Source organism: Streptomyces sp. NBC_01275 (assembly GCF_026340655.1).
Lineage (GTDB): Bacteria > Actinomycetota > Actinomycetes > Streptomycetales > Streptomycetaceae > Streptomyces.
On sequence record NZ_JAPEOZ010000001.1, the window covers coordinates 3,564,556 to 3,590,015 of the forward strand.

Annotated in this window: 24 protein-coding genes; 7 read left to right on the plus strand and 17 right to left on the minus strand. The window is 72.0% G+C overall.

Annotation, left to right across the window (positions count from 1 at the left end):
* Positions 1-8: 8 nt before the first annotated feature.
* Entirely contained in the window at positions 9-206 is a 198-nt protein-coding gene (locus OG562_RS15555; RefSeq protein WP_266397798.1) for a DUF397 domain-containing protein, read from the plus strand.
* Here the strand turns inward: OG562_RS15555 and OG562_RS15560 are convergent.
* Together OG562_RS15560 and OG562_RS15565 are read right to left on the minus strand one after the other, a co-directional pair.
* Positions 190-1,287: a hypothetical protein gene (locus OG562_RS15560; RefSeq protein WP_266397800.1), complete on the minus strand. Its 1,098-nt coding sequence runs from the start codon at positions 1,285-1,287 to the stop codon at positions 190-192. The two genes, OG562_RS15555 and OG562_RS15560, sit on opposite strands and share 17 nt — an antisense overlap.
* Positions 1,288-1,340: 53 nt before the next feature.
* The gene (locus OG562_RS15565; RefSeq protein ID WP_266397802.1) at positions 1,341-2,936 is read right to left on the minus strand and encodes an MFS transporter; all 1,596 of its coding nucleotides are present in this window, start codon (positions 2,934-2,936) and stop codon (positions 1,341-1,343) included.
* An 89-nt stretch (positions 2,937-3,025) separates the two neighbouring features.
* Here OG562_RS15565 and OG562_RS15570 point away from each other — a divergent pair, with 89 nt between their 5' ends.
* Positions 3,026-3,382: a helix-turn-helix domain-containing protein gene (locus tag OG562_RS15570; RefSeq protein WP_266397804.1), complete on the plus strand. Its 357-nt coding sequence runs from the start codon at positions 3,026-3,028 to the stop codon at positions 3,380-3,382.
* An 81-nt stretch (positions 3,383-3,463) separates the two neighbouring features.
* Here the strand turns inward: OG562_RS15570 and OG562_RS15575 are convergent, their stop codons facing one another.
* From OG562_RS15575 to OG562_RS15595, 5 genes are all read right to left on the minus strand, one after another.
* Positions 3,464-4,777, minus strand: a complete 1,314-nt coding sequence (locus OG562_RS15575) for an NtaA/DmoA family FMN-dependent monooxygenase (protein WP_266397806.1) — start codon at positions 4,775-4,777, stop codon at positions 3,464-3,466.
* Positions 4,774-5,574, minus strand: a complete 801-nt coding sequence (locus tag OG562_RS15580) for a creatininase family protein (RefSeq protein WP_266397809.1) — start codon at positions 5,572-5,574, stop codon at positions 4,774-4,776. The genes OG562_RS15575 and OG562_RS15580 overlap by 4 nt, the downstream gene beginning before the upstream one ends.
* Positions 5,571-6,491, minus strand: coding sequence for a dihydroorotate dehydrogenase (locus OG562_RS15585; RefSeq protein WP_266397810.1), 921 nt, complete (start codon positions 6,489-6,491; stop codon positions 5,571-5,573). The genes OG562_RS15580 and OG562_RS15585 overlap by 4 nt, the downstream gene beginning before the upstream one ends.
* Before the next feature lie 47 nt (positions 6,492-6,538).
* Positions 6,539-7,087 (minus strand): nucleoside 2-deoxyribosyltransferase, encoded by a 549-nt coding sequence (locus OG562_RS15590; protein WP_266397811.1) that lies wholly within the window; start codon positions 7,085-7,087, stop codon positions 6,539-6,541.
* A 242-nt stretch (positions 7,088-7,329) separates the two neighbouring features.
* Entirely contained in the window at positions 7,330-7,782 is a 453-nt protein-coding gene (locus OG562_RS15595) for a flavin reductase family protein (protein WP_266397812.1), read from the minus strand.
* A 214-nt stretch (positions 7,783-7,996) separates the two neighbouring features.
* On the opposite strand from OG562_RS15595, the gene OG562_RS15600 reads away from it, so the two are divergent.
* A complete protein-coding gene (locus OG562_RS15600) occupies positions 7,997-9,007 on the plus strand; it encodes an Lrp/AsnC family transcriptional regulator (RefSeq protein WP_266397813.1) in 1,011 nt (336 codons plus the stop codon).
* A 25-nt stretch (positions 9,008-9,032) separates the two neighbouring features.
* Here the strand turns inward: OG562_RS15600 and OG562_RS15605 are convergent, their stop codons facing one another.
* The 7 genes from OG562_RS15605 to OG562_RS15635 all read right to left on the minus strand — a co-directional run bounded on the left by OG562_RS15605 (position 9,033) and on the right by OG562_RS15635 (position 18,558).
* Positions 9,033-11,084: a beta-galactosidase gene (locus tag OG562_RS15605; RefSeq protein WP_266397816.1), complete on the minus strand. Its 2,052-nt coding sequence runs from the start codon at positions 11,082-11,084 to the stop codon at positions 9,033-9,035.
* Positions 11,081-12,397 (minus strand): glycoside hydrolase family 36 protein, encoded by a 1,317-nt coding sequence (locus tag OG562_RS15610; protein ID WP_266397819.1) that lies wholly within the window; start codon positions 12,395-12,397, stop codon positions 11,081-11,083. Before OG562_RS15610 ends, OG562_RS15605 begins: the two co-directional genes overlap by 4 nt.
* Positions 12,398-12,428: 31 nt before the next feature.
* Positions 12,429-13,313 carry a carbohydrate ABC transporter permease gene (locus OG562_RS15615; RefSeq protein WP_266397821.1) on the minus strand — a complete coding sequence of 295 codons (885 nt, stop codon included), beginning with the start codon at positions 13,311-13,313 and terminating at the stop codon, positions 12,429-12,431.
* Positions 13,310-14,317, minus strand: coding sequence for a carbohydrate ABC transporter permease (locus OG562_RS15620; RefSeq protein WP_266397823.1), 1,008 nt, complete (start codon positions 14,315-14,317; stop codon positions 13,310-13,312). The genes OG562_RS15615 and OG562_RS15620 overlap by 4 nt, the downstream gene beginning before the upstream one ends.
* Before the next feature lie 45 nt (positions 14,318-14,362).
* The gene (locus tag OG562_RS15625; protein WP_266397825.1) at positions 14,363-15,694 is read right to left on the minus strand and encodes an ABC transporter substrate-binding protein; all 1,332 of its coding nucleotides are present in this window, start codon (positions 15,692-15,694) and stop codon (positions 14,363-14,365) included.
* A 768-nt stretch (positions 15,695-16,462) separates the two neighbouring features.
* On the minus strand, positions 16,463-17,842 hold the full coding sequence (locus tag OG562_RS15630) for a HAMP domain-containing sensor histidine kinase (protein ID WP_266397827.1): 1,380 nt from the start codon (positions 17,840-17,842) through the stop codon (positions 16,463-16,465).
* Entirely contained in the window at positions 17,839-18,558 is a 720-nt protein-coding gene (locus OG562_RS15635) for a response regulator transcription factor (protein WP_266397829.1), read from the minus strand. The genes OG562_RS15630 and OG562_RS15635 overlap by 4 nt, the downstream gene beginning before the upstream one ends.
* A 121-nt stretch (positions 18,559-18,679) precedes the next feature.
* Between OG562_RS15635 and OG562_RS15640 the strand changes: the two genes are divergently transcribed.
* The 3 genes from OG562_RS15640 to OG562_RS15650 all read left to right on the plus strand — a co-directional run bounded on the left by OG562_RS15640 (position 18,680) and on the right by OG562_RS15650 (position 21,545).
* Positions 18,680-19,219, plus strand: a complete 540-nt coding sequence (locus tag OG562_RS15640; protein ID WP_266409280.1) for a hypothetical protein — start codon at positions 18,680-18,682, stop codon at positions 19,217-19,219.
* An 86-nt stretch (positions 19,220-19,305) separates the two neighbouring features.
* Positions 19,306-20,937, plus strand: a complete 1,632-nt coding sequence (locus tag OG562_RS15645) for an MFS transporter (RefSeq protein WP_266397833.1) — start codon at positions 19,306-19,308, stop codon at positions 20,935-20,937.
* Complete coding sequence (locus OG562_RS15650) at positions 20,934-21,545, plus strand: TetR family transcriptional regulator (RefSeq protein ID WP_266397835.1); 612 nt, start codon at positions 20,934-20,936, stop codon at positions 21,543-21,545. Before OG562_RS15645 ends, OG562_RS15650 begins: the two co-directional genes overlap by 4 nt.
* 49 nt (positions 21,546-21,594) lie before the next feature.
* Here OG562_RS15650 and OG562_RS15655 read toward each other — a convergent pair whose 3' ends face one another.
* Together OG562_RS15655 and OG562_RS15660 are read right to left on the minus strand one after the other, a co-directional pair.
* Positions 21,595-22,470 carry a spermidine synthase gene (locus OG562_RS15655; protein ID WP_266397836.1) on the minus strand — a complete coding sequence of 292 codons (876 nt, stop codon included), beginning with the start codon at positions 22,468-22,470 and terminating at the stop codon, positions 21,595-21,597.
* Positions 22,471-22,548: 78 nt separating this feature from the next.
* Entirely contained in the window at positions 22,549-22,944 is a 396-nt protein-coding gene (locus OG562_RS15660) for a hypothetical protein (RefSeq protein ID WP_266397838.1), read from the minus strand.
* Between the two features lie 300 nt (positions 22,945-23,244).
* On the opposite strand from OG562_RS15660, the gene OG562_RS15665 reads away from it, so the two are divergent.
* On the plus strand, positions 23,245-24,705 hold the full coding sequence (locus OG562_RS15665; RefSeq protein WP_266397840.1) for a tetratricopeptide repeat protein: 1,461 nt from the start codon (positions 23,245-23,247) through the stop codon (positions 24,703-24,705).
* A gap of 118 nt (positions 24,706-24,823) precedes the next feature.
* On the opposite strand, the gene OG562_RS15670 is transcribed toward OG562_RS15665, so the two are convergent.
* Positions 24,824-25,417 (minus strand): histidine phosphatase family protein, encoded by a 594-nt coding sequence (locus OG562_RS15670; RefSeq protein ID WP_266397842.1) that lies wholly within the window; start codon positions 25,415-25,417, stop codon positions 24,824-24,826.
* Positions 25,418-25,460: the final 43 nt, after the last annotated feature.

The following is a 25,460-nucleotide window of genomic DNA, read 5'->3' on the forward strand; positions in this document are numbered from 1 at the left end:
AACCCGCCGTGCCTCAACTCGTCTGGCAGAAGTCGTCGTTCAGCACGGGCGGCGAGGGCGAGTGCGTAGAGCTGGCGGCCCCCTCCCCCGGTTATCTCCACCTCCGCGAGAGCGACCGCCCCCAAGAGATCGCCACCCCCACCCCCCGCGCCCTCGCGCACCTCCTGCACGCGCTCAAAGCCGGTCCGCTCAGCGCCACACCGTGAGCCACAGCACCGCGACCAGGGCGATGACGGCCGCGACGCACCAGGCCAGGGCCGTGACGCGGTCCTTGCTGGGGCGGTGGAGGACCTTGACGGCGGTGTGGCCGGGGTAGGCGTAGTAGACGCTGTCCGGTTCCCCAGTGATCACGACCCGGGCCACGGGGAGGTAGCGCAGGTCGACCCGGCGTCGTACCTCCTGCTTCTTGACGGCCAGAACCGGCGTGAGCTGTTTGCGGTGGGCGTCTTCCAGGAAGTCCGGGAGGTCGTCGGTGGCGGCGGTCAGGGTCGCGTAGTGCCACTGGCCCTTCCGAAGTCTGGTAAGGAACGGGTAGGCGGCGGTCCTCAGTTCGTCGGTGTGGGGCGTGTGGGTGACGACTCCCTGGGTCCACTCGGTGAACCAGCCGGTGCCCGCGCACTCCCCGTGCCGGAGCCGTTTCGCGCCCCTGCACGCGTCGCAGGTCACCCGGCCGGAGCCTGCGCAGGTCGGGCAGGGCAGCTGGCGCTCGCCCAGGCACTTCGGGCAGGCCACCTCCGGGCGCTTGCAGCGGCGGCACTCGGCCCGTTCCCGCGCGTCCTCGGGGCGGGGGGCGGTGCGCCGGACCCGATGGGTGCGCGGGTGGCCCGTACCGTCGCACTCCCAGCAGGCGTCGGGGCCGCCGTGGCAGACGTCGCATTCGACATGACGGCGGCAGGTGTGGCCGCCTCGGCCGTCGCACCGCTCGCAGTCCTGTTTCCCGGCGGCGCAGTCGCCGCACTCCGTCTCCGTCAGGGATCCCTCGCGCAGGAGCGTGACCTGGTGCGGGGTCGCCGGGTCGGCGGGCGGGGCCACGGAATGGGTCGCGAGGTCGGTGTACGTCGGGCCGCTCGCGACGCCCCGTTTCCCGCTCCTCCTGCCCTCGACCCGGATCCGGCGCTCCTCGCGCCGTTCGATGGACCTTACGATCCGGCACTCCAGCACCGACTGCCAGGACACGGCCGCCGCACCGGGGTCGGCGAGGCGGCTGACGGGCACGCCGCGCCGGGAGAGGAACCGCTCGACGGCCTGGAGGATCTCTTCGTCGGACGGTACGGACGGTACGCCCATGGCCAACGCCGCTCCCCCCAGCCAACCAGTGGGAAGAGCAGGGTAGGAGGCCCTCAACCGGGCGGCAAGAGGGCCTCGGCCTCCCCTGTACCGTCCTTCTCCTCCGTCCCCTCTCTTTCGCGCAGCAGGACCGCCGCCATGGTCGCCGTGGCCACCAGGCCCACCGCCGCGATGGCGACGACCGCCGTGAAACCTCGGTCGTACGCCTGTTGGGCCGCGTGCAGGACAGAGTCCCCCGTGCCGTTCGGGAGTCGGGCCGCGAGGCCTTCCGCCGCCTCGAAGGACTCCTGTGCCGTGGTCCGTTCGGACGGGGTGAGGCCGGACACCTGGGGCAGGCCTGTGCGGTACGCGGCGGTCAAAACGGTGCCGAGGACGGCGACGCCGAGGCCCGCACCGAGTTCGAAGGACGTCTCCTGGATGGCGGCGGCCTCGCCGGAGCGCTCCGGCTGGGCGGCGCCCATGATGGAGTCGGCGCCCAGGGTCATGACGATGCCGGCGCCGTAGCCGGCGGCGAGCAGCGGCGGGAGCAGTACGCCGTAGTGGCCCGTGTCGCCGACCAGCGCGATGAACGCCAGTGCGGTCGCGAAGAGGGCGAGCGCTCCGGTGAGGGAGCGGCGGTCGCCCCAGCGGGCCGCCGTCCAGGGCGCGGTGATCGCGCCCACGGCGTTCGCGGCGGCCAGTGGCATCAGGGCCAGGCCCGCACGCAACGGCGAGTAGTCGCCCACCTGTTGGAGCCACTGGGTGAGGAAGAACAGCAGGGCGACATAGCTGCCGAAGCAGCCGATCACGCACAACGTGGCGGTGGTGAAACGGCGTTCGCGGAAGAGGGTGAAGTCCAGGAGCGGTTCCGCGAGGCGGTGCTGGCGGCGGACGAAGACGTAGAGCAGGGCGCCGCCCGCCGCCGCCGTGGTGACGATGACCGCGTTCACTCCGGCGTGTTCGCCCGCCTGCTTGAGCGCGTAGACGACGCCCGCCAGGCCGGTGACGGACAGCACGACGCTGGCCAGGTCCCAGCGGCGCGGGACGGGGTTGCGGGATTCCGGGATGACCCGCGCGCCGACGGCCAGGAGTACGACGATGACGGGGACGTTGATCAGGAAGACCGCGCCCCAGCCCCACCGCTCGGTGACCAGCCCGCCGACCAGCGGGCCGATGGTCGCGCCGACGCTGTGCGCGGAGGTCCAGATGCCGAGGGCCACGGCCCGTTCGCGGTCGTCCGTGAAGACGACCCTGATGATCGCCACCGTGGACGCCATGATCATCGCCGCGCCCACGCCAAGTGCCGCGCGGGCCGCGATGAGTTGGGCCGTGGACATGGCGAAGGCGGCCGCCGCCGAGGCCAGGCCGAAGGTGAGGAAGCCGCTGAGCACCATGCGCCGCCGGCCGATCCGGTCGCCGAGCGTGCCGCAGGTGACGAGGAGGGCGGCGAGCGTCAGCGAGTAGACGTCCACGATCCACAGCAACTGCGCCGGGGACGGCTCCAGTTCGCGGCTCATGCTGGGCACGGCGACATGCAGCACGGTGAGGTCGATGCCGCACAGCAGCAGGCTGCCGGACACCACGGCCAGCACCAGCCACCGCCGCCGGTCGGGCGCGGCGCCCTGGTCCTGTGCCGCTCGTACCGGCGCGGGCGCTTCCTTGTTTGACATAGCCTCAGTTTCTGGACGTACCGACACAGGTCACAAGTACGGTCTTTTGTGTCCCCTAGTGCCGCGCTGTATACCAATGGAGGTCAGCCGTGCGTTCCGACGTCGAAGACGCCCCGGACGAGTGCGCGATCGAGTTCGCGATGGAGCGGCTCGGCGGGCGGTGGAAGCTGGCCGTCCTGAAGCAACTGATGGCAGGGACACTGCGGTTCGGCGAGCTGCGGCGGGCCCTGCCGGGCGTCACCCAGCGCATGCTGACCCGCCAGCTGCGGGAGCTGGAGGCCGACGGGCTGGTCACGCGGACGGTGTACCGGGAGGTGCCGCCCCGGGTCGACTACCGGCTCACCGAGGTCGGCCGCAGCCTGGAGTCCCTCACCGACGAGCTGGACAAGTGGGGGCGCTGGTACCGGGAGACGGTACGCACGGCCCCCACCGACCCCAGCCCCTGACGGCGAGCGGAACCCCTGGCAGCGGAACCCCTGGCAGCAGAAGCCCTGGCAGCGGAAGCCCTGGCAGCGGAACTCCCGGCGTCAGAACTCCGCGAGGTTCTCCCGCAGCGTGTTCCCCTGCGTGTACACCGACCGGGTCAGCCCCCGCCGCTGCAACGCGGGGACGAGCCCGTCGGTGACCTCGGCGATGTAGCGCCGGTTGAGGCGCAGCAGCGGGGTGGTGAGCATGAAGCCGTCGCCGCCGACCTCCGCCATCACCTCACCCATCCGCTCGGCGACCTGGTCCGGAGTGCCGACCAGGTCCACGGAGGACACCAGACCGCCTGCCCCGTCGATGACCAGGTCCCGCAGCGCCTTGCCGCTCCCCCACTGCTGGAACTTGTCGAGGGTGCCCTGCTCGCCGTTGGTGGTCAGCCGGTACGGCAGCGGCTCGTCCAGCGCGAACTGGGCGAAGTCGATCTCGGTGAGCGCCGAGACCTGGGCCAGGATGTCCTGGATGAACTCCGGGGAGGAGACCATCCGGGCCTGCTTGTCCCGCGCGTCCTGCTCCGTCTCGCCCAGCACCGGCGTCACGCAGAACAGCACCTTGACGTCGTCCGGGTCGCGGCCGATCTCCTCGGCATGGCGGCGCACGTCGTCGCGGAACTCCTTCATGCCCTGCACCCCGCCCGCGATGGCGATGACCGAGTCCGCGTTGCGCGCGGCGAAGGCCCGGCCCCGGGGTGAGGCCCCGGCCTGCACGAACGCCGGCCGGTGCTGCGGCGAGGGCACTGTGTTGAGGGGGCCGCGCACACTGAAGTACTTGCCCTGGAAATGGACCGGGCGGACCTTGGTGTGGTCGGCGTAGATCCCCTTCTCCCGGTCGAGTACGACGGCGTCCGCGTCCCAGGAGGCGAAGAGCTGCTTGACGACGTCGACGTACTCGTCGGCCATCTCGTAGCGGACGTCCCTCGGCGGCAGTTTGTCCATGCCGAAGTTGCGGGCGGCGAGGTCCTCGGCGCTGGTGACGATGTTCCAGCCGAACCGGCCGCCGAGCATGCTGTCCATGGTCGAGGCGAGCCGGGCCGTCATGAACGGCGGATAGGCCAGCGTGGAGAGGGTCGCGACGATCCCGAGCCGGGAGGTGGCCACGCCCATGGCGACCGCCAGCGGCACCGGGTCGTGCTTGGGGACGACCATGGCCTGCTTGAGCGCCGCCTCCGAGGAGCCGCCGTAGCTCTCCGGGACCATGAGCTTGTCCTCGACGATGACGTAGTCGAAGCAGGCCCGTTCGAGGGCCTTGGCCACGTCCGTGTGGAACGCGCCGTCCCAGGGGGCGCCGCCGGTGCCGAAGGGGCCCTGCCAGTCGTCCGGCGTGAAGTTGAAGATGAAGGCGAGATGGAACTTCCGGGTCACGTCTGCTTCCCTCCGGTCGTACGGCGGCGGTCGGGGCGGGTCTGGGCGAACAGCAGGCCCTTGCCCTCCCGGACCAGGGTCGTCGCCTCGTCCACGACATGGCGCAGGAGCTTCTCGCCGAGGGCGGCGCTCGATCCCGAGGTCGAGGAGAGGACGCCCTGGTTCGTGGTCTGCTCGACGTCCACGGGGTGGAGGTAGACGCCCGCGCGGGGCGGCCGGTCGTGGCCCGGGCGCTCGTCGGTGACGAGGTCGGGGCGCAGATGGAGCATCAGGCTGGTCTCGGTGACTCCCGCGTGCTCGGCGTGCCAGCCGGGGAAGGCCGGGATCTCGGCGTCGGTCCAGGTGTCCTGGACCAGGCTCCACCAGCTGAACGCGAAGACCTCCGTGCCGTCCAGCTTCCCGTGCTCGCGCACCTGGTCCAGCGCCTCGAAGAGGAACGGCTCGTTCTCGTAGTGGCCGTTGACCACGACGAGGCGGGCCATGGGGAGCGCGGTCAGCGAGGTGAGCGTCTCGCGCAGGAAGCGGATGAGGGTGTCGCCGGCGACGTGCACGGTGCCGGGGAAGAACAGTCCGCCTCCGCTCTGCGGCAGCGAACGCGCGCCGACGGCCTGGGCGGGCAGGGTGAACGCGTCCAGTTCCCGCGCGATCTCCTCGGCGAAGGCCTCCGCGAGCAGCAGGTCGACCGAGAGCGGCAGATGCGGTCCGTGCTGCTCGATCGCGCCGAGGGGCCAGACGACGGTGCGTCCGCGTACGGCGTCGGCGACCTGGGAACTCGTCAGGTCGGTCAGGCGGGTCACAGGACCGCCCCCTCGGGCGTGGAGCGAGGGGCGGCTGCCTGGTCCGCCGGGTCCCGGGTCTCCGTCAAGTCCCCGGTCTCCACCAGCTCCCGGGTCTCCGCGAGGATCCGGTCCAGCGTGTCGTACATGTCGGTGTGCAGGGCCGTGTAGACCTGCGTCACGTTCGCGCCGACGCTGAGGTAGTCGGCCACGTCACGTCCGCCGGCGACGCCGCCGCAGCCCATCACGGGCAGGTCGAAGCCCCGGCGGCGCAGCTGCCAGATGGCGCCGAGGACCAGCGGTTTGATGCCGGGGCCCGAGTAGCCGTAGACGCCGTTCAGTTCGAGCTCGCCCGTGTCGGGGGCGACGGCGGCGCCCGCGATGGTGTCGCTGACGGTGACCGCGTCCGCCCCGCCGGCGATGGCGGCGCGGACCCGGTCCTGCAGACCCTCGCCGATGGCGAGCTTGACCGACAGGGGCAGGCCGGTGCGGCTACGGGTCTCGGAGGTGTAGGCGTAGATCCGGTCCGGGTTGTCGTCCTCGAGCCCGTCCTCCTCGTTGAGGCAGGAGATGCCGAGTTCCAGGGCCCGGCAGCCGGTCGACTCGACGTCCGCCGCCAGCGCGGCGAGTTCGGCCGGGGTGTCGGCGTGCAGGGAGGCGATGACGGGAAGCCCGTCGGCGGCGAACGAACGCAGCACGTCCAGCCAGTGGTTGACCGGCCGCTTGGAGTACGTGGTGCTGTTCAGCATGCCGACTGGCAGCCGTAATATCCGCTCGTCCAGCCCCTGGGGCGGATTGGGGTGGATGGTCTTGGTGACTACGGCGCCGGCTCCTCGTTCGATGAGTCTGCGGATGTTGCGTTCCTGGTCCGTCAGCAGGCCGGATCCGACGATCACGGGGTTGGCGATCGACAGGCCCAGAATGGACACGTCGGACACTCGTTGCTCCGTCCGGAGGTGCGGATGGGGGTACGGGTAAGGCGCGCCTAGGCGACCAGGCTCGCGCCGATCGCCTCGCGCTGTCGCTCGGTCGTGGCGAGCACGGCGTCGATGAGCAGGCTCGGCTTCTCGACGAACTCGTCGAAGTCGATGTGCTGCACGAAGCCGACCCGGTGCAGCCCCTTGAGGAGGTGGCTCGCGGAGTCGACGAAGGGCTGCTTCGTGATGAGGACGATCGGACGCCCCAGGGCCGTGGCCCAGCCGAGCTCGACATGGGTGCCGTCCGTGCGCCGCAGGGTTCCGTCCTCCTGCACGGGCAGGACGGGCACGAAGACGTCGCACTTCTTCATCCAGCGGAAGTCCCGCACGGAGACCTGCTCCGGGGTGAACGCGGCGGTCTCGGCGCCGAACTTCTCGACGACGTGCGCCGAGAAGACGTTGGCCCCGTGGTCGGTGACCGTGCCGATGGCCGTGGTGATCGCGTCCTGTAACTGACCGACGAAGCCGTTCTCCAGGATGGCGTGCTGGATCGGTCCGCCGACGAAGACGTCGAGGCCCGCGAGCAGACCGGACTTCTGAGCGGTGTTCTCTGCCATGGCGGTAGTGCTCCTGTTCATGGAGGGAGGTGGGGAAGGAGGGGGGAGGAAGGGTGGGAGGAGGGGGGAGGAAGGTCGATGGAGGCGAGGAAGGGAGTGGGGGAGTGAGGGAGTGAGGGAGTAACGACCCTGCGTCACGCCGCGACCGTCACGGCACCGTCGATGAGGCACGTGTGCGGGCAGGCGTGTCCGCACTGCGGGGCAGGGCGCTGTGGGACAGGGCACTGCGGGACGGGTAGGGCTCAGGGAAGGTAGGCGATACGCGCGTAGCGTCCCCGGTGGTAGAGCAGGGGCTCCTGTGGCTCGGCCGGTGCTTCGAGCCGGCGGACGTCGCCGATCACCACGAGGTGGTCGCCGCCGTCGTACTCCGCCTGCAGCCGACAGTCGACCCACGCGGCCGCACCGGCCAGCCGGGGAGTGCCGTACGGGGACACGGTCCAGTCGACGTCCGCGAACTTGTCACCGCCGGAACGCCCGAACCGCTCGCTGACCGAACGCTGGTGCTGCGCCAGCACGTTGACGCAGAACTTCGCGCCGACCCTGACGGCGGGCCAGCTCGTCGAGGTGCGGCCGACGCCCAGGAGGATGCGCGGCGGATCGAGGGAGAGCGACGAGAACGACTGACAGGTGAAGCCCACGGGTCCCTCCGGCCCCATGGCGGTGACCACGGTGACGCCGGAACAGAAGTGCCCCATGACCGAGCGGAACGTGCTGGAAGTGACGTGGACCTGGACTGTCGGGGAGGTGCTCTCGCCTAACAAGCTCTGTCCTCTCGGCGTATGACGGCCCGTTCGGATACAAGAAGCTCACCGCGCATCACAGTTGGTGACAGATCAATAGTCTGCCCCAGGAGATCGATTCCGACAACAGGCGTCGATCTTCCGAGAAAGATCCTGCCATCATGGCGACATGATGAATGATTCAGACATCCCTGATGGCCCTCTTGATCGTTCCGACCAGCGCATCGTGGGCGCCCTCCAGATCAACCCCCGGGCCGGCGTCGCGGAGATGGGCCGCATCCTCGGCGAGCACGAGCGGTCGGCGGCCCGCCGGGTCCAACGGCTCCTGGCCACCCGGGTCGTGCGCACCACGGCCCAGTACGACCCGGTGCGGTGCGGGCTCGGCCACACCGTGCAGCTACGCCTCACACCCCGCAGAGGCTGTCTGGAAGACGTCGCCGCAGGACTGGCAAAGCGCCCCGACGTGCCGCACGTCGCCGCCGTGACCGCGGGGGCCGGCCGTCTCTGGTGCGAGCTGCTGGTGCCGTCCCGGCCGCTGCTGCACTCCCTGATGGCGGACGGGGTTCCCGGTCTGCCCGACGCCGACGTGCTCGACGCCCACATCACCCTGCGCCACTTCAAGACCGAGGCGCAGTGGCACGCCCCCGTCCTGACCGAGGAGGAGAAGAGCCGCCTGCGGGCGAGCATGGTCCAGCCCCTGCCCGGCCTGGCGGACCACTATGAACTCACGCCCACCGACCGGCGGGTCGCCGAGACCCTGATCGACAACGCGCGCGTCAGCCTGACGGACCTCGCCGGGGAACTGGGCTTCTCGACGGCCACGGCCGGCCGCCGGGTGGCCTCCCTCCTGGAGCGCCGGGTGCTCCATCTGCGCACGGTGGTGGACCCGGCCCTGATGGGCCGGCCCGTCGAGGCGCGGGTGCGGCTGAAGGTCCACCCCGCGGGCATCGAAACGGTCGGCGAGACCCTGGCCGCCTGCCCCGACGTGCTTCGCTGCACCGCCGTGACCGGTTCCCACAACCTGCTGGCGGACGTCTGCCTGGAGCACGAGAGCCGGCTCTACGGGTTTGTCGTCGACCGGCTCGGATCGCTCCCGCACATCCTCGACCTGGACACGGACGTCGTCACCCACACCTACAAACGCGGCCCGTCCGCCCCCGGCGACGACACACTCCACTGACCCCACCGCACCACCGCCCTACCGCCTACCGGGCCACCACTTCCCGCACCACCGCGACCCCGCCCGGCGGCACGGTGACCGTACCCGCCGTCAGCCGCTCGCCCGTGAGCAGTTCGACGGAGTCGGCGGCGACGGGAAGGTCGGCGCCGACGCCTCCGTGGTCGATGAGGAAGAGATAGTCGGCGTCGGCCCCGCGTCGCCGGACGGCTTCGATCCCCTCCGGCACGCCCTCCGCCACCGGCCGTACCCCCGCCTCCTCCCGGATCCGCTCCAGCAGCGCCGCCAGGGTGTCCGGGTCGGGAAGGGTGGCCAGGTACCAGGCGGCGCCCGTCCCGTGGCCCTGGCGCGTGACCGCCGGGACACCCGTCAAGGGGCCGTTCGTGTAGGAGGCCACGGCCTCGGCGCCGGCCAGCCGCACCCGCTCCGACCACACCGAACCCGTACCGCTCCCGCCCCCGTCCCTGCCCCTGTCCTCGCCGACTCCCCCGCTCAGCCCCACCGACTCCCCGGGCAGCAACGGGAACAGCTCGTCCGTCCGTACGCCCAGCGTCTCCCGGAACGCGCCCGGGTAACCTCCCAGCCGCACATGGCAGTTCTCGTCCACGGCCCCGCTGTGGAAGCCGACGGCGAGCGTGCCGCCGCGCTGCGCGAAGCCGGTGAGGTTCGCCGCGCCCGCGTCGTCCACCAGATACAGACTCGGGGCCAGGACCAGCCGGTACGCCGACAGGTCCGCGTCCGGGCGGACGAAGTCCACGGCGACGCCCGCCCGCCAGAGCGGCTCGTACCAGGACCGGACCAGGTCCAGATAGCGGACCTCCTCGCTCGGCTGCGAAGGCAGCTCAAGAGCCCAACGGGCGTCCCAGTCCCACACGATGGCCGTCTCAGCGGTGCCGACGGCGCCCCGCACCTCGGCCAACGCCCGCAGATCCGTGCCGAGTTGGACCACGTCCCGCCAGATGACGCTGTCCGTGCCCGCGTGCGGCAGCATCGCCGAGTGCCACTGCTCGGCGCCCGCCTTCGCCGCCCGCCACTGGAAGTAGGCGATCCCGTCGGCGCCGCGCGCCACATGGGCGAGCGCGTTACGACGCAACTCCCCCGGTCCCTTCGCCCTGTTGACGGGCTGCCAGTTCACCGCGCCCGTCGAGTGCTCCATCAGCAGCCAGGGCCGGCCGCCCGCGAGCGAGCGCACCACGTCACCGCTCATCGCGATGTCGATCTCCGACTCGGGGTCGGTCGAGCGGAGATAGTGGTCGTTGGAGACGACGTCCAGCTCCGGGGCCCAGCGCCAGTAGTCCAGCGCGTCGAAGTTGTACATCACCATGAAGTTGGTGGTGGCGGGGAGGGCCGGGGCGGCCTCCGCGAGCACCGCGCGCTCCGCCTTGCACAGCGCCAGCAGCTCGTCGGAGCAGAAGCGCCGCCAGTCCAGCCGATGGGTCGGGTTCGGGACCGCGCCCGTCGCCCTCGGCGGCAGGATCTCGTCCCAGTCGTAGTACCACTGGCTCCAGAAGGCGGTACCCCAGGCGTGGTTCAGCGCCGCCAGGTCGTCGCCGTACCTCTCCCGCAGCCACCGCCGGAACGCCTGCGCGCTCGTGTCGCAGTAGCACTCCGCGTTGTGGCAGCCGTACTCGTTGTGGACGTGCCACATGACGACCGCCGGATGGTCGGCGTACCGCTCCCCCAGCACCCGCGCGATCCGCAGCGCCGCCTCCCGGTAGGCCGGGCTGCTCGGACAGAACGTCTGACGGCTGCCGTACGACAGTCTGCGGCCGCCGCTGTCCACCGGCAGCGCGTCCGGGTAGGCGCGGAAGAACCAGGCCGGCGGGGCGGCCGTCGGAGTGGCCAGGTCAGCGGCGATGCCGTGGGCGTGGAGCAGGTCCAGGACGCGGTCGAGGCGCGCGAAGTCGTAGACGCCCTCGGACGGCTCCAGCAGCGCCCAGGAGAAGATGTTGACGCTGACCATGTTCACCCCGGCCTCGCCCATCAGGCGCACGTCCTCGGCCCAGACCTCCTCGGGCCACTGCTCGGGGTTGTAGTCGCCGCCGTAGGCGAGGCCCGGGACGTTCAGTTCACGGCTCATCGCTCGCCTCCCGACAACAGTCGGCGCGTGGTGTTCACGCCCCACTCGTCCAGCGACAGCAGCCGGTCGCTGGACGCCATCAGACCGCCCGTCGCCTCGACGTGCGCCGCCCACCGCTCCCGGGTCTCCACCGCGGGGCGGGCCATCAGACAGTCGGGGTCGTTGATCCAGAGCCGCCCGTGCTGCCACTGCCGGCCCACGCCGGTGAACTCGGCCGGGTCCTGGCCGGGCTGGCTGTAGTCGTCGGCCTCGGGACGGCGGTGCGGGGCCGTGTCCGGGCTGACCCGCATCGCGTCGAACAGGCCCAGGGAGGGCAGGATCGGCGCACCGCAGCCCAGCAGGTAGGCGTCCGGTCCGATGGCGTCCCGGATGAGCGCGATCCCGTCGCGGTAGGCGGTCAGGGGGTCGGCCGCCGGATCGTGCCGTACGCCGTCCAGCGCGCCCGCGTACAGGAAGTCGACCTTGAAGTAGTCGTAGCCCTCGGCGCGCAGGGTCGTGAAGACCTCGGTCAGGTACGCCGCCGCTTCCGGGTGGGTGGTGTCGAGGACGCGCAGGTCGTGGCCCCAGTTGTGGCCGGCGTGCGCGAAGCCGCCGTCGGCGTCCCGGACCAGCCAGTCGGGGTGGGCGGCCGCCAGTTCGCTGCTCGGGTCGACCAGGAAGGGCGCCGTCCAGATGCCGGCCCGCCGGCCCCGGGCGCGGATGGCGTCCGCGATGCCGGCACGGGAGCGGAAGCGGCCGGAGAGGGTGAGCCAGTCGCCGAGGGCGCGCTGGTAGCCGTCGTCGATCTGGACGACGTCGACGGGCAGGTCGAGGGTGTCCATCGCGCGGAGGTTCTCGTGGACGTCGTCCTCGGTGACGGCGGTGAAGTACTCGTACCAGGAGCACCAGACGGTGGGGGCCGGACGGGGGGCCGTGAGGCCGAGGGTGTCGGCCCAGTCCGCCAGCACCGACTGGACGTCCGCGCCCGTCCACTCCTTCACCGGGCCGTCGGCGCCGACCTCGGCGACGTCGCCGCGCACGGTCAGCCGGACGGACGGGACCTCGCGGGTCGGGTCGATCGCAGCCCACAGCCGGACCGGCGAGCCGTCGCCGGGGTCGAGGGCCAGCAGCCCCTCGCCCTGGAAGACCCCGGCGGGCACGGTGACCCCGGGCCGGTAGCAGACGGTCGCCCAGTTGTCGTTGGTCGGGCGGTGGGGGGCAGTGTCGAGGGCGTAGGCCCCGCTCGGGCTCCAGGACTGCCAGCCCTCCTCGTGGACGCGGGCGCGGCGCGGGTCCACGGGGACGGAGGCGACGGGGGTGAAGGGGTGCTGCACGGAGGTCTCTTTCACAACGGGACGAAGGGGCTCAGCCCTTGTTGGCGCCCAGCGTCAGGCCGCTGACGAACTGGCGCTGGAGCACGAAGTACACGATCAGCGTCGGGATCGCGGTGAGCAGGGCGCCGGCGGCGACCAGGTTGGGGTCGGTGAAGTACTGGCCGGAGAGGTTGTTCAGGGCCGAGGTGATCGGCATGTTCTCGCCGGTGGAGATCAGGACGATGGCCCAGAAGAAGTCGTTGTAGATCCAGATGGAGAGCAGGGTCGCCAGGGCGGCCATCGCGGGCTTGCACAGCGGCAGCACGATCTGCCAGTACAGCCGCCACACGGACGCGCCGTCGACCAGCGCGGCCTCGGTCAGCTCGTGGGGCAGCGAGCGCATGTAGTTGCTGAGCACGAAGGCGCAGAAGCCGGACTGGAACGCCACATGGATCAGGACGAGCCCGAGCGCGGAGTCGTACAGCTTGCCGCTGACGGTGATGCCGGGCAGGTCGACCAGCAGGTACAGCCGGTACAGCGGGGTGATGATCACCTGCTGCGGGAGCAGGTTGCCGGCCGTGAAGACGAGCAGCAGGAAGAGGTTGACCCGGAAGTCGAAGCGGCTGACGTAGAACGCCACGCAGGAGGACAGGAACAGGGTCAGCAGCACGGCCGGGATCGCGATCAGCAGCGTGTTGCCGAAGTAGTGCAGCATGTCCGACTGCTGGAATGCGTTCGTGAAGTTGTCGAAGCTCAGCTTGTCGGGCCAGGAGACGTAGCCCTTGGCGCTGGTCTCGGCGTACGGGCGCAGGGCCGCGAACAGCGCCCACAGCAGGGGCGCCAGCCAGGCCAGGGACGTCACGACGAGGAACGTGTGCAGCAGGACGCGGGCGGGGCGGACGGGGGTGCGCCGCTTGAGCGGGACGGTCGTGCTCATGCGCGCCGCTCCTTCCGGAAGGTCGCGATCAGGTACGGGATGATCACGGCCAGGGAGATCACCAGGAGGACGACGGCGATCGCCGACCCGTATCCGATGCGGCTGGACTCGCCGATGATGTTGTTGGTGACCAGGATCGACAGCAGCTCGGTCCCCTGGGCGCCCTTGTTGAAGACGAAGACCAGGTCGAAGGCGCGCAGGGCCTCGATGATCGTGACGACCAGGACGACCGTGTTGGTCGGGCGCAGGGTCGGGAAGACGACGTTCTTGAACGTCTGCCACTCGTTGGCGCCGTCCAGCGAGGACGCCTCCCGCAGGGCTGGGTCGACGCCCTTCAGACCGGCCAGGTACAGGATCATCATGTAGCCGGCGTGCCGCCAGGAGGCGGCGATGAGGATGGCCCAGAGGTTGAGGTTCGGGTCGCCGATCCAGTCGATGTAGTGGCCGGGCTTGTTCGCGCCGATCAGGCTGTTGATCAGGCCCGTGTCGGGGTTGTAGACCAGCTGCCAGACGAAGCCGATGACGGCCATCGAGACCACGACCGGCAGGAAGAACGCCGTCTGGTAGACCCGGCTGAACCGGATCTTCTTGTCCAGCTGGACGGCCAGGAACAGCCCGAACGGGGTCGGGATCAGGATGAGCACGACGAACCAGATGACGTTGTGCTCGACGGCCGGCCAGAACTGCGGGTTGGTGGTGAACAGCTCCTTGAAGTTGTCCAGGCCGACCCACTTGATCGAGTCGAAGCCGATGCCGTCCCAGGTGGTGAAGGCGAGGGCGATCGACGCGAGGGCGGTCAGCCACACGAGCGCGACGTGCAGGATCGTCGGCACGCCCGCCATCAGGCCGAGCGTGAGCCGGTCGCGGCGGGTGAGGAGTCGGCGGTGCCCCCGGGGGACCCGCTTCTTGCGGGATCCGGGGGACGGGGAGGATGCGGGGGATGCGGTGCCCGGAGGCGGCGCGGCGGCCGCCTCCGGGGACGTCGTGCCCGTTTCGGAGCTCATGGTGTCGGCGCTCATCCGTTTCAGCAGGGTCAGCCGGAGGCGGTCTCAGCCGGAGGCGAAGATCGTCTTCTTCTGGCGCTCGATCGACGTCAGCAGGCTGTCGATGCCCTTCGGGTCGCGGACGAACTTCTGCAGCGCGGGCTGCATCACCGTGGAGGTGAAGTCCGGCCGGCTGTCGCGGTCCATGAACTGCGTGAGGCTCTTGGCGCCGCTGATCATGGCGTACGCCTTCTTCTGCAGCGCGGTGTACGAGGAGGTGTCGGCCTTGCTGGAGGCGGCGACGACGCTCGGGTCGGCCTTGAGGTAGATCGCCTCGGCCTCCGGAGTGCCCAGGTACTCCAGGAGCTTGACGGCGGCGGCCTTGCTCTTCGGGGCCTTGGAGAGCATGAAGCCGTCGGTGGGCGCCTCGACGGTGTCCTGGCCGTAGGCCGGGTCGATCTCCGGGAAGGCGAAGAAGTCCAGGTCGTCGGCGTCGGCCTGGTTGGTGAACTGCTGCGCCACGAAGGTGCCCAGCAGGTACATGCCGGCCTTCTTGGAGACGAGGGTCTGGGCGGCGTCCTGCCAGGTGCGGCCGACCGCGCCGTCCTGGTGGTAGGGGAGGATCTCGGCCCAGTGGTCGAAGGTCTTGCGGACCTTGGCGTCGGTCCAGGCGGCCTTTCCGGCCATCAGCTCGACGTGGAAGTCGTAGCCGTTGGTGCGGAAGTTGATCTGGTCGAAGGTGCCGAGCGCGGGCCAGGCGTCCTTGTCGCCGAAGGCGATCGGGACCAGCCCGTCCTTCTTCATCTGCTTGCACAGGGCGACCAGCTGGTCCCAGGTGGTGGGGACGGTGTAGCCGTGCTGCTGGAAGACGCTCTTGCGGTAGAAGAGGGCCCAGGGGTACGTGTACAGCGGGACGAAGTAGTACTTACCGTCCTCGCCCTTGGCGAGCTGCTTCATCGCGTCGGGGAAGTTCCCGCCGATCTTCTGCCACACGTCGTCGATCGGCGTGGCGAGGCCCTTGGCCGCGAAGAACTGCATGCGGTAGCCGGCGAACCAGTTGAACACGTCGTCCGGGGTGCCCTGGAGGTAGGAGTTGATCTGCTCCTGGAACGTGTTGTGGTCCTTGGTGTTCACGTCGACCGTGATCCCGGACTGCTTCTTGAACGCGGCGTAGATCTCCGCGAAGGCCTTCTTCGGCACGGCGTCGGACGCGTTGGAGCCGAGGGTGACGGTCTTCGGGTCGGCCGCGGTGCCGCTGCCGCCGCAGGCGGACAGCAGGGGTATGCCGGCGCCGAGGACGGCCGCGCCGCCCATGCCGCGCAGCAGGGTGCGACGGCTGGGCGCGACCCGGGAGAGGCCGGAGGCCGAGACGAGGCCGGAAGGGGAGAGGTCGTGCATGAACGGCTCCTGACGCAAGGTTCGGCCATGGAGGTCTGGCTGAAAGCCGGTCGTAATCGACCAGAAATCAACTTGACCGAACACTGGGTGGCGCAATAACAGCCGTATGTCCGGTCATACGTCAAGAGCCGTTGGCTTCATTTGTCGAAACGTAATCGACACGCCTAGATCACTTATGCGCCATGTACGACCCCCGCGTGGCCCGCGTGCGGACCCACGCACGGCTCATGCGTGATGCGCCTGAGCCGGTGGGGGCCGGTGGGGCCGCCGGGAGTCAGCGGGGCCGGTGGGAGCCGATGAGGGCCGGTGGGAGCCGATGAGGGCCGATGGGAGCCGATGAGGGCCGATGAGGGCCGGTGGGAGCCGGTGAGGGCCGATGAGGGCCGGTGAGGGCCGGTGGGAGCCGATGAGGGCCGGTGGGAGCCGGTGAGGGCCGATGAGGGCCGGTGAGGGCCGGTGGGAGCCGATGAGGGCCGGTGGGAGCCGGTGAGGGCCGATGAGGGCCGGTGAGGGCCGGTGGGAGCCGATGAGGGCCGGTGAGGGCCGGTGGGAGCCGATGAGGGCCGGTGAGGGCCGGTGGGAGCCGATGAGGGCCGGTGAGGGCCGGTGGGAGCCGGTGAGGGCCGGTGGGAGCCGGTGAGGGGGCAGCGGGAGCCGGTGAGAGGCCGACGGGCGCCGGGGGCGCCGGTGAGGGGGCAGCGGGAGCCGGCGGGAGCCGGTGAGAGGCCGAACGGGCGCCGGTGAGGGCCGGTGAGAGGTCGGCGGGCGTCAGCGGGTCCGTGTGCCGCGTCTGCGGCGGCGCACGGTCCCCCGGTGCCCGCGTCCAAGAGGCGCACGCTCCCGCCCGTCCAGCTGGATCCAGATCCGCACCTCGGTCCCGCCCAGCACGGACGACCCGATCCGCACGTCTCCGCCGGTCGACTCCGCGAGCCGCCGCACGATGTCCAGCCCGAGCCCGGTCGACCCGGCCGCGCCCGAGCCGCGCCCCCGCGCCATCGCCGCCCGCGGATCCCGGATCCCCGGCCCCGCGTCCGACACCAGCACGATCACCGCGTCCTCGGCGTTGTGCACGTCGACCGCGAAGGCCGTGCCCTCGGCGGTGTGCCGGAAGACGTTGCCGAGGAGGGCGTCCAGGGCGGCGACGAGGTCGGCGCGGGCCACGGGGATGCGCACCGGCCGGTCGACCCCGGCCAGCCGCACCTTGCGGCCCTCGTCCTCCGCGAGCGCCGACCAGAACGCCATCCGCTCGCGCACCACCTCCGCCGCGTCGCACCCCGCGCCCGGCCCCGCCGCCGCGGTCTGCGGCTTGGCCTCCCGCGCCGTCCGGATGATCGTGTCGACCTCGCGCTCCAACTGCGCGACGGCCGTCCTGGTCTGCTCCGCGGCCGGGGAGTCCCCGAGCGAGGCCGCGTTGAGCCGCAGCACGGTGAGCGGCGTCCGTAGCCGATGCGACAGATCCGCCGCCAACTCCCGCTCGTTCGCCAGAAGTTGTACGACCTGGTCGGCCATCGAGTTGAACGCCACCGCCGCCAGCCGCAGTTCGTTCGGCCCCTCCTCCGGGACCCGCGCCCCCAGCTTCCCCTCCCCCAGCTCGTGCGCCCCCTCGACCAGCCGCCGCGCCGGCTGCACCATCCGTACTCCCAGCCGGTCGGCGACCGCGACCGAGCCGACGACCAGCGCGGCGCCGACGGCGGCCAGCACCGCCCACGCCGTGGCGACGCCGTTGCTCACCTCGGACTCGGGGACGAACACCTCGATCACCACGGTGCCCAGGCTCAGCGCCACGGGCTGGAGCAGCGCGGAGCCGCCGGGCACCTCGGCGGTGGAGGCGCGGCCCAGCCTCCGTACGGCCGCGATGTCGGTCTCGGAAGCGCGTCGGCGGCCCAGGTCGACGGCGGCCCGGCCGTCGCTCGCCGGGAGGTGCACCGCCATCCCGTCGTCCGAGCCGGCGGAGGCGACGACCCGCTCCAGCTGGTCGCGGTCGGTGGTGATGGACAGCGCAGGGACCACGACCGCGGCCTCGCGTTCGGCGTTGGAGAAGGCGCGGTCGCGGGCCATCTCCTTGATGACGAGTCCGAGCGGCACCGCGAAGGCGATCACGACCATCGTGGTGACCGCCAGACAGACCTTCACCAGGGCCCACCTCATCGCGCCGGCCCTCCCCCGGGAGCGTCCGCGGCAGGCGGCTCCAGCTTCACGCCGACGCCCCGCAGGGTGTGCAGATAGCGCGGCCTGGCCGCCGTCTCGCCCAACTTGCGGCGCAGCCAGGACAGATGGACGTCGATGGTCTGGTCGTCGCCGTAGGACTGCTGCCAGACCTGGGCGAGCAGCTCCCGGCGCGGGACGACGACGCCGGGCCGGCCGGCGAGGAAGGCGAGCAGGTCGAACTCGCGGCGGGTGAGGTCGAGTCGGGCGCCGTCCAGCTCGGCCTGGCGGCGCAGCGGGTCGACGGTCAGGCCGCCGACGCGCAGGACGGGGGAGGGCGGGGCCTCTCCGGCGCCGGCGCGGGACCGTCGCAGGACGGCTGCCATGCGGGCCGAGAGGTGCTCCACCGAGAAGGGCTTGGTCAGATAGTCGTCCGCGCCCGCGTTCAGCAGGCGGACGATCTCCGTCTCGTCGTCGCGGGCGGTGGCGATGATGACCGGCACGTCGGTGATGCCGCGCAGCATTTTCAGGGCCTCGGAGCCGTCCAGATCGGGCAGTCCGAGGTCCAGGACGACCACGTCGAAACGGAAATGGGCGACCTCGCGCAGCGCCTCCAGCGCGGTGCCGACGCTGCGCACCGTGTGCGAGGCGTCGGTCAGCTGCCGGATGAGCGCCGAGCGTACGAACTGGTCGTCCTCGACCACGAGCACACTTGCCATGCGCGGCAACCTACGCCATGCCGACGAGCGCCATCCGGGCCTGTGGACAACTCGGCGTCTGTGGATGACCGGTGCTCCGTCCGAGCGACACCGGTGGGGCGCGTGGGGCAAGATGGCCGCGATGCGCAGAGGACTCGTACACCTGCTGGCCTGGTCGCTCGCCACGGGCGCGGCGGTCACGCTGTCGTGGTGGGGCGTCCACACGGTGATGGCGGGCACGGCCTACGACCCTCCGCGCGCCCTGCCGCTGACGGCGGGCGACGCGACCACCCAGGAGTCGAAGCCGCTGGCCTCCCCGACGAGCCGCCCGTCCCGCTCGCCGAGCCCGTCCGCCTCCCCGAAGCCGAGCCGCACCCCCACCGCCGCACCCCCGTCGAGCCCGACGCCCGCCACCAGCCCCGCCCCCTCCCCCTCGTCGGCCGCCACCGCCACCGCCTCCGGCGAGGTCAAGAGCTACGACACCGACGGCGGGCGGGTCGTCTTCGACCTCGGCGACACCTCCGCGACCCTCGTCTCGGCCACCCCGGGCGCGGGCTGGTCCATGCAGGTGTGGAAGACGGAGACCTGGATCCGGGTGGAGTTCACCTCGGGCGCGGACCAGGTGTCGGTGTTCTGCACCTGGCACGACGGACCGCCGCGCGTGGAGGTGGGGACCTACTGAACAATCTGAGAGACAACTACATATTGACAGTCGACTCCCATTTGGCAGTAGCCTCTCATTAAGGCTGCTTCCCAGGGGAGGTCACCATGACCGCACTCGCTCCACGCCCGTCGCCCCGCCGCTGGCTCGCGCTCGCCGCGCTCACCCTGAGCGTGCTGATCGTCGGCCTCGACGGCACCGTCATCAACGTCGCCCTGCCGACCATGGCCGGCGAACTGCACGCCGACAGCGCCCAGTTGCAGTGGATCGGCGGCGGCTATCTGCTCGCCCTGTCGGTCGCGATGCTCCCGGTCGGCCTGCTCGGCGACCGGCTCGGCCACCGACGGCTGCTGCTGTCCGGCATCGCCCTGTTCGGATTCGCCTCGCTCGGCGGGGCGCTGGCCCACTCCCCGGCGCAGGTGATCGCCGCCCGGGCCGTCCTCGGCCTCGGCGCCGCCGCGATCATGCCGCTGTCGATGGCGATCCTGCCGCGCGTCTTCGCCAAGGAGGAGCTGCCCCGGGCCATCGCCGTGTGGACCGCCGCCACCGCGCTCGGCATGCCGGTCGGGCCCGTCGTGGGCGGCTGGCTGCTCGACCGCTTCTGGTGGGGCTCGGTCTTCCTCTTCAACGTCCCCGTCGCCGCCCTGGCCCTCGCCGCCGGCCTCTGGCTGCTCCCGAAGGACCGGGCCGTGCACGGCTCGGCCCCCTTCGACGCCTCGTCGGACGCCCCCTTCGACGCCTCGTCGGACGCCCCCTTCGACGCCCCCTTCGACGTCCTCGGCGCGGTCCTCGGCGGGCTGGGCATCACCGCCCTGGTGCACGGCACGATCCGGATCCCGGGCGACGGCTGGACCGCGCCGGCCGTGCTCCTCTCCCTCGCCGCCGCGGCCGGGCTGCTCACCGCCTTCGTCGTGCGCGAGCGCCGCGTCCCGCACCCGATCGTCGACCTCACGCTGTTTCGCGACCGCCGTTTCCTGTGGGGCACGCTGATCGCCGTCTTCGTCAACTTCGCGGTGATGGGCATCCTGTTCGTCGTCCCCCAGTACCTCCAGGCCGTCCTCGGCGAGGACGCCTTCGGCACCGGTCTGCGCGTCCTGCCCCTGATCGGCGGTCTGATGGCGGCGGCCGCGGCGAGCGAGGCGGTCGTCCCGCGCCTCGGCGTCCGTACGGTGATCCCGCTGGGCCTCGCCCTCCTGGCCGCGGGCGCCCTGCTGGGCGCGACCACGGCCCCCGCCGACGGCTACGGCTTCGCCGCCCTGTGGCTCGCTCTCACCGGCCTCGGCTTCGGGCTGGCGGTCGTCCCGGCGACCAGCCTGGTGATGGCGGCCCTGCCCACCGAGAACACCGGGTCCGGCACCAGCCTCCTGGAGACCGTGCAGCAACTCGGCTCGGTCCTGGGCGTGGCCGGCCTCGGCAGCCTGCTCGGCTACGGCTATCTGGCCCGCCTGCACACCGACGGCCTCTCCGCGCAGGCGGCGGACGCGGCCCGCGACTCGGTCTCCGGCGCGGACGCGGTGGCCGCCCGGCTGCACGACGCGGCGCTCACGGCATCCGCCCGCGGCGCCTTCGTCCACGGCATGGACCTGGTCCTGGCGGCCTGCGGGGCGATCGCCCTGCTGGGCGCCGTCCTGGCCGCGGCCTTCCTGCCGGGCCGCACCGCCTGCTCCCGCACGGTGGCGCGCGGCTGCGCCCGGAAGGTGGCCGCCGCCCCGGCCGAGCACGCAGAATCGATCGCATGACACCGCACGAGACCTCCGCCGCACCCGTCCTCGGCCTGCGCGAACGCAAGAAGCGACAGACCCGCGAGCGCATCCGCCGCGAGGCCTACCGCCTCTTCGCCGAGCAGGGCTACGAGACGACCACGGTCGACCAGATCGCGGACGCGGCGGAGGTCTCGCCGAGCACCTTCTTCCGGTACTTCGGCGCCAAGGAGGACGTGGTCACCCAGGACGAGTACGACCCCGCCCTCGCCACCGCCCTGCGCGAGCGCCCCGCCGACGAGCCGATCGTCGACGCGATCCTCGCCTCCCTGCGGGGCCCCCTGGGCGCGATGCTCCAGCAGGACCGCGAGGACCTGCTCCTGCGCACCCGCATCACCTTCACCGACCCCGCGATCCGCGCCCGCAGCATCGCCGAGCAGGAGCGCAGCGAGCGCGCCATCGCCGAGATCATCGCCGAACGCACCGGCCGCGACGCCGCCGACCTGGAGATCAAGTGCGCGGCCGCCGCCATCATCGCCGTCTTCACCACCCTCGTACGGCACTGGGTGGAGGGCGACGGGAAGGAGGACCTGGCGGCGCTGTACGCACGTCATCTGCCGGCGCTGTCGCGGGGGTTGGCCTTCTGAGAGGTGACGGTCCCGGGGCCGGGGCCAGGGCCAGGGTGAGGGCCCGGTTCTAGCGGAACACCGAGGGCGGCGGGGCCGGGGACGCCACCGCCGACGCGTCGTCGACCGCCGTGGCCCCGCCGGTGAAGTCGAGGAGCGGGCGGCCGTGCTCGACGCGTCCCGGGTGGGGATCGCCGGCCGCCCGGCGGGTGAGTTCGGTGATCGGCAGGGGCAGGTCGGAGGCGACCAGGACGGCGTTGCCGAAGCGTTTGCCGCGCAGCACCGTCGGATCGGCGACCAGCGCGAGCTCCGCGAACCGGGCGGCGGCGGTGGCGATCTGGCCGCGCAGATACGCGAGCGGCGGCCCGTCGGCGACGTTGGCGGCGTAGACCCCGCCGGGCCGCAGCGCCCGGCGGACCTCGTCGAGGAACTCGGCCGAGGTGAGATGGGCGGGGGTGCGGGCCCCGCTGAAGACGTCGGCCATGACGAGATCGGCCCAGCCGTCGGGCACCTTGCCGAGCCCCTCCCGGGCGTCGACGGACCTGACCCTGATCCTGGCCCCCGGGTCCAACGGGAGCTCCCGGCGCACCAGTCGGACGAGGGCCGCGTCCCGTTCGACGACCTGCTGGGTGGAGCGGGGGCGGGTGGCGGCGACGTAGCGGGCGAGGGTGAAGGCGCCGCCGCCGAGGTGGACGACGTGCAGCGGCTTGCCGGGCGGTGCGACGAGGTCGACGACATGTCCGAGTCGCCGCTGGTACTCGAAGGAGAGGTACGCCGGGTCGTCGAGGTCGACGTGCGACTGCGGCGCCCCGTCGAGGAGCAGCGTCCAGGCCCGCGCCCGGTCCCGGTCGGGCATGAGCTGCGCGAGCCCGCCGTCGACGGCCTCGACGACGGCGTCGGCGTCGCGCTCGCGCCGGGTGTTCCTGGACTTCGCCGACTTCGCCATGGAGGCATCCTCCCAGGCGGCGGGTGCACCCCGCGCGCCCGGCCGGCGCCCCGCGCACTCGGCCAGCCGCGCCAGGCGTCAACGGCAGCTGTCGGCCGCCTCGATCAACCGGGCCGCCTCGCCGAGCGCCCGCCGCAGCACCGCCGGATCCGTGGCCAGGTCCGCCTCGCCGGGCGGGAGAAGCCAGTCCGATCCCTCGACCGGCGGCTCGGGGGCCAGTCTCAGTCCCCGGCCGTCGGTCTGCATACAGGTGCTGCCGGGCACGTCCCACGCGGCCGCCGTGCCGGCCGGCACCACGAAGCCGAGCGTGTCGCAGCAGTCGTCGTGCAGCACGGGCCCGACCGCGTCCCCGGCCGCCCCCCTCCGCAGGATGTCGACGGCCTCCAGTCCCTGCCTCGTGGGCACGGTCACCACGTCACAGGCCGACTGCGGCGGCTCGCCACGCTCGACGTCGACGCTCCGACTGGTCTGCATCCCGGCCTCCACCACGGCACCCCTCCTTGTACGAGAGCGGCTCGGGTAGTCGGGCGGCTCCCGGTCCACCGGCTTCAACGCGCCACCGCGTCAAGGGCTACGGCGGAAGTCCGCCGCAAAGGATGGCAGTTCATGGCAGATCCCGGATGAGATATCCGGTTTGTAGCCAAACACAGCATGGCGGCCCGACCACAGCAGGTACGTTCTTGCCCGCCGGACACACGGGTGATCACGTTGGCACATCAACCGACTCGCTCCCACACCGGCATGGTTCGACGGTTCGCACGAGAGGACCCGGCCATGGCGTCGTCAACGGTGCCCCCACCTCGGCCCGACCGGCCACCCCGGCCCAACCTCGCCTTCCGGCGGCTGCGCGGACAGCGCTCGCCGGCCGAGTTCGCCGCACTGGTACGGCGGGCCGCCCGCGAGATCGGCGAGCAGGTCAGCTGCGACGCACGCTATGTCGGGCGGGTCGAGGCAGGGGAGATCCGCTGCCCCAACTACGCGTACGAACGGGTGTTCCTGCACATGTACCCCGGCCGCACGCTCACCGATCTGGGCTTCGCACCCCGTGCGTCCGTACGTGGACGGGGGGCGCGCGACGCCGAGGACACGCCCCGCGCTCACGCCACGAGCCCGGCCTGCGCCACCGGCGACGCTCCGGGTGCGAGTGAGACGCCCGGGGCGCACGAGCCGTATGACACGCAGAACCCGTACGACACGCACCACGACCACGAGGAGAGCGACGTGCTGCGTCGCGCATTCATGACCCGCGGGGGCGCCACGGTGGCCGCCGCCTCACTCGGCCCCCTGGGGCTCGCCCACGACGCGTCGGCGGCGGACCGTCCCCCGCACCGCGCCGGGGCGAGCGAGGCGGGCGCCCTCGAAGAAGCGGTCCGCAGGATCCGGCTGCTGGACGACCGGCACGGCGCCGACGGTCTCTACCGGCGTGCCGCGGCCCCGCTGCGCGCCGCGTACGCGCTGCTGGACGCCGGGGCGACCCGGCAGGCGACCGCCGACCGGCTGCACTCGGGGGCCGGGGAACTCGCCATCTCCGTAGGCTGGCTGGCGCACGACTCGGGCCGGTTCGACGACGCCCGCTCGCACTACGCGGAGGCGCTCGCGACCGCGCGGATGACCGGGGACCAGGCGCTGGAGGCGCACGCGTTCTGCAACATGGCGTTCCTCGCCCGCGACGCGGGCCGCCCCCGCGAGGCCGTCCGGGCGGCGCAGGCCGCCCAGCGCGTGGCCCGCCCGCTGGGCTCGCCCCGGCTGATGTCGCTGCTCGCGCTGCGCGAGGCGGGCGGCTGGGCGGGCCTCGCCGACCGCACCGGCTGCGAGCAGGCCCTCGCCCAGGCGCACGCCCTCTACGGGCGGGGTTCCACGGACGCCGACCCCGAGTGGATGACCTTCTACGGCGAGGCCGAGCTGGCCGGTCTGGAGGCGCAGTGCTGGTCCACCCTGGGCGACTGGCCGCGGGCGGCCCGGCACGCGGGGCGGGCGGCGAACCTCCAGGACCCCCACTTCAGCCGGAACATCGCGCTGTACACGGCCGAGCTGGCGGACGACCTCGCCCGCTGGGGCCACCCCGACGAGGCGGCGGCGGCCGGGATGCGGGTGCTGGATCTGCTGGACCAGGTCCAGTCGTCGCGCATCCAGACGATGCTGGCGGGAACGGCGCGCGTGCTGCTGCCGCACCGGCGGGCCGGCGGCGTGTCGACGTTCCTGGAACGGCACGCCTCTTCACCGCGGATGGCCTGAGACCGAACCTGAGACCGAGCCTGAGCCTGAGACCGAACCTGAGCCTGAGACCCAGCCTGAGCCTGAGACCGAATCTGATGCCGAACCTACCGAGCCTGAGACCGTGGGAAACGCCCTGTCACGCGAGATGCCCCAGGTCGTTCCAGCTCTCGATCGCCGGTTCCCCGTAGGCCCAGCCCAGCGTCGACAGCGACGTCGGGTTCAGCCGGATGCGGGCCGCGAAGTCCAGCGGCAGGCCCAGCCACCGCGCCCCGATGGACCGCAGGATGTGCCCGTGCGCGAAGACCAGCACGTCCCGGTCGGCCGAGCGCGCCCAGGCGACGACCTCGTCCGCGCGGGCGGTCACCTCGGCGAGGCTCTCGCCGTCGGGGACGCCGTCGCGCCAGATGAGCCAGCCGGGCCGCACGGCCTGGATCTCGGCGGGCGTCATGCCCTCGTACGCGCCGTAGTGCCACTCCATGAGCGTGTCCCAGGACGTGGCCCGCTCGCCGAAGCCGGCGAGTTCGCACGTGTCCCGCGCGCGGGACAGCGGGCTGGTGCGTATCTCCACGTCCGCGAGGCCGTCGTAGGGCGCGCGGTGCAGCCGTTCGCCGAGCAGCTTGGCGCCGCGGCGGCCCTCCTCCAGGAGGGGCACGTCGGTCCTGCCGGTGTGCTTTCCGGACAGCGACCACTCCGTCTGTCCGTGCCGGGCCAGCAGGATGCGCGGTGCCATGGGGGACCTTTCCGGGGAGACCCGAGGGAGAACCAGCGGGAAG

Excerpts from the sequence above, each read along its gene's own strand:
- OG562_RS15600 (WP_266397813.1), top strand. The coding sequence starts at position 7,997 with ATGATGAATGATTCAGACATCCCTGATGGCCCTCTTGATCGTTCCGAC.
- OG562_RS15645 (WP_266397833.1), top strand. The coding sequence starts at position 19,306 with ATGACCGCACTCGCTCCACGCCCGTCGCCCCGCCGCTGGCTCGCGCTC.
- OG562_RS15635 (WP_266397829.1), bottom strand. The coding sequence starts at position 18,558 with ATGGCAAGTGTGCTCGTGGTCGAGGACGACCAGTTCGTACGCTCGGCG.
- OG562_RS15625 (WP_266397825.1), bottom strand. The coding sequence starts at position 15,694 with ATGCACGACCTCTCCCCTTCCGGCCTCGTCTCGGCCTCCGGCCTCTCC.
- OG562_RS15560 (WP_266397800.1), bottom strand. The coding sequence starts at position 1,287 with ATGGGCGTACCGTCCGTACCGTCCGACGAAGAGATCCTCCAGGCCGTC.
- OG562_RS15595 (WP_266397812.1), bottom strand. The coding sequence starts at position 7,782 with ATGGGGCACTTCTGTTCCGGCGTCACCGTGGTCACCGCCATGGGGCCG.
- OG562_RS15655 (WP_266397836.1), bottom strand. The coding sequence starts at position 22,470 with ATGGCGAAGTCGGCGAAGTCCAGGAACACCCGGCGCGAGCGCGACGCC.
- OG562_RS15565 (WP_266397802.1), bottom strand. The coding sequence starts at position 2,936 with ATGTCAAACAAGGAAGCGCCCGCGCCGGTACGAGCGGCACAGGACCAG.
- OG562_RS15620 (WP_266397823.1), bottom strand. The coding sequence starts at position 14,317 with ATGAGCTCCGAAACGGGCACGACGTCCCCGGAGGCGGCCGCCGCGCCG.
- OG562_RS15640 (WP_266409280.1), top strand. The coding sequence starts at position 18,680 with ATGCGCAGAGGACTCGTACACCTGCTGGCCTGGTCGCTCGCCACGGGC.
- OG562_RS15590 (WP_266397811.1), bottom strand. The coding sequence starts at position 7,087 with ATGGCAGAGAACACCGCTCAGAAGTCCGGTCTGCTCGCGGGCCTCGAC.
- OG562_RS15615 (WP_266397821.1), bottom strand. The coding sequence starts at position 13,313 with ATGAGCACGACCGTCCCGCTCAAGCGGCGCACCCCCGTCCGCCCCGCC.
- OG562_RS15670 (WP_266397842.1), bottom strand. The coding sequence starts at position 25,417 with ATGGCACCGCGCATCCTGCTGGCCCGGCACGGACAGACGGAGTGGTCG.
- OG562_RS15605 (WP_266397816.1), bottom strand. The coding sequence starts at position 11,084 with ATGAGCCGTGAACTGAACGTCCCGGGCCTCGCCTACGGCGGCGACTAC.
- OG562_RS15650 (WP_266397835.1), top strand. The coding sequence starts at position 20,934 with ATGACACCGCACGAGACCTCCGCCGCACCCGTCCTCGGCCTGCGCGAA.
- OG562_RS15660 (WP_266397838.1), bottom strand. The coding sequence starts at position 22,944 with ATGCAGACCAGTCGGAGCGTCGACGTCGAGCGTGGCGAGCCGCCGCAG.
- OG562_RS15630 (WP_266397827.1), bottom strand. The coding sequence starts at position 17,842 with ATGAGGTGGGCCCTGGTGAAGGTCTGTCTGGCGGTCACCACGATGGTC.
- OG562_RS15665 (WP_266397840.1), top strand. The coding sequence starts at position 23,245 with ATGGCGTCGTCAACGGTGCCCCCACCTCGGCCCGACCGGCCACCCCGG.